The organism is Streptomyces sp. NPDC051207 (assembly GCF_040682395.1).
Classification (GTDB): domain Bacteria; phylum Actinomycetota; class Actinomycetes; order Streptomycetales; family Streptomycetaceae; genus Streptomyces.
Window position 1 is genome coordinate 1 of record NZ_JBFBAX010000077.1, and the last position, 2,131, is coordinate 2,131.

The window sequence follows — 2,131 nt, forward strand, 5'->3', positions numbered from 1 at the left end:
CCTGACGCTGTCGGGGATCTTGGTCGAGCGTCTTTCTAGAAGATCATCGAGCTGAACGGCCGGTCCCCACGATGGCGCTGTGTCAGGGTAGAACTCGGTGGGTCGATCTTTGCGCCGGTCTTGGGCAAGGTGGTGGTCACCACCTTGAGAACGATCACTCAGCCTGCGGGGTGGGTGGCGACGCGCCAGGACCGGGGTCGGGGGATGTGCTGCCAGTCGAGGAAGCCCTGGAGAGCGGTTGGGTTCCGGGGCTGCCGGGCGGGCGCCGGCGGCAGGTGGACGCCGATGCGTTCGAGGTTGACCGCGATGGCGGTCAGGACGTGCTGGACGTGGACCTTCTCTTCGCTGCGGTAGCGGCACTGGCGCATCCCGTGGCCGTTGACGAACTCGCTGATCGTGCTCTCGATGGCGGCCCGCAACGAGTAGCGCGAGAGCCATTCCTGGGTCTTCTGCTCGGTCCGGGACTCGGACTGGATGTCGTAGAGATCGCGCGGCAGGAAGGTGACTTTCCGGGCGTCGGTGCGGGTGCAGGCGGCCTTCACTGGGCACTGACGGCAGTCGTCCGGGGCGAACTCGGCGTTGACATAGGGCGCGAGGGACGGCGGTGTCGACCACCGGCGGCTCACCTTGCCCTGCGGGCAGGTGACCTGCTCGTTGTCCCAGTCGATGGTGAACGCTTCACGGTGGAAGACGGTGCCCTTGCGGGACTGGCGGGTGCTCCTGGCCCGGATCGGACCGACCAGGCCGACGCCGTGCTCGCGGGCGACTTGCTTCTTGAGCGCGACGGAGAGATAGCCGCCGTCGACGAAGTGCTCCTTCGACAGCAGATTCCGGTGGTCGAGGTTGGCGAGGATGCCGGGCAGGGCCTTGGTGTCGTGGACGGCGGCCTTGGTGGTGGTGACGTCGGTGATCACGCTCGGCGTGTCCGGGTCGCAGGTCTCGGTGACGTGCGCCAGGAAGCCCTTCCAACGGATCTGCCCCCGGCGCGCGTAGCGGGCGGTCAGGTCGTAGGGCGAGACGATGGCGACGGCCGAAGGCGGCAGTCCGGCATCCTCCGCCTCCCGCCACTTCGGGCGATCCTGGGCGTCAATGAAGTAGTTCTGCACGAAGATCTGGCGCAGGGCCTCGACCTGCTCGCCGTCGAGTAGGGCAGGCAGGTAGCGGTGGACGTAGCGCAGGAGCAGGCGGACGTCCTCGCCGGTCTCCTTGATCCGGGTCTTGGGCCGGGAGGGGTTCTTCCCCAGCCGGGCGGCGCGGCCGTAGCGCCTGCCCCAGTCCTCGGTCACCAGGCCGACCAGCTCGTGCGGCGCCCGGCGGGCGAGTTCCTCCAGGGCGGCGCGCATGGCCTCGGTGACGAGCTCCAGGCGGGTCAGATCCCGCACCGCGGCCAGGACGTGGGTGGAGTCGGTGCGCTGCCGGCCGCGTTCCCGGACCAGGCCGACGGCCCGGATCTTCTCCAGCGCGAGGCCGAGCAGCTTGTCGGCCCGGCCCTCCTCGGCCAGGCGCTCTCGGAAGTCGGCAAGGACGCTGTGATGGAAGCCGGGGTCTTCCAGCTCCATGCCCAGGGCGTACTTGAAGTCGATGCGGTTACGCACGGACTCGGCGGCCTGCCGGTCGGACAGCTCCAGCAGGAACTGCAGAACCGACACCGTCGCCAACTGGGCTGGCGACAGGCCCGGCTTGCCGTCCCGCGGGTACCACTCCTCGAAGTCCTCGTCGGCCCACAGGCCGTTGAGGTGGTCACGGATGGCCATGGCGGTGGTGCCCCTGGGGTTGCACGCCCGGGCGACCCGCACGGTCAGCTCGGGGATCACGCAGCCGGTACGAGGGCGAACGCACATCTCAGACCTCCGGAGTCGCGGGCCCCAACCGTCCCACCCACGCAGATCACCCAGCTTGTGGTTCCTGGCACGGCCACCACGAACGGGTGAACGCGATCGACACCCACGTCACACAAGCACCAGCAGTCACGAACGAAGCGTTCGCCCAACGGTCACCAACTCGCCGACGGCGACCGACACAGGCTCGCCGTCCTCCCTGCGAGGCCCTGAACAGGGGAAACGGATCGCTTCTTCAGCATGTCGATCACGCCGGACGACCCCGATTTTCAAGATCCCCGACAGCGTCAGGC

At 68.5% G+C, this 2,131-nt stretch carries 1 protein-coding gene; it reads right to left on the reverse strand.

All coding sequences use genetic code 11. The features are described from left to right. Positions 1–158: 158 nt before the first annotated feature. A complete protein-coding gene (locus AB0M97_RS30735; protein WP_365964257.1) occupies positions 159–1,841 on the reverse strand; it encodes an IS1182 family transposase in 1,683 nt (560 codons plus the stop codon). Between the last annotated feature and the right edge of the window lie 290 nt (positions 1,842–2,131).

Coding starts and splice junctions, on each gene's coding strand:
- AB0M97_RS30735 (WP_365964257.1), bottom strand. CDS start 1,841: ATGTGCGTTCGCCCTCGTACCGGCTGCGTGATCCCCGAGCTGACCGTG.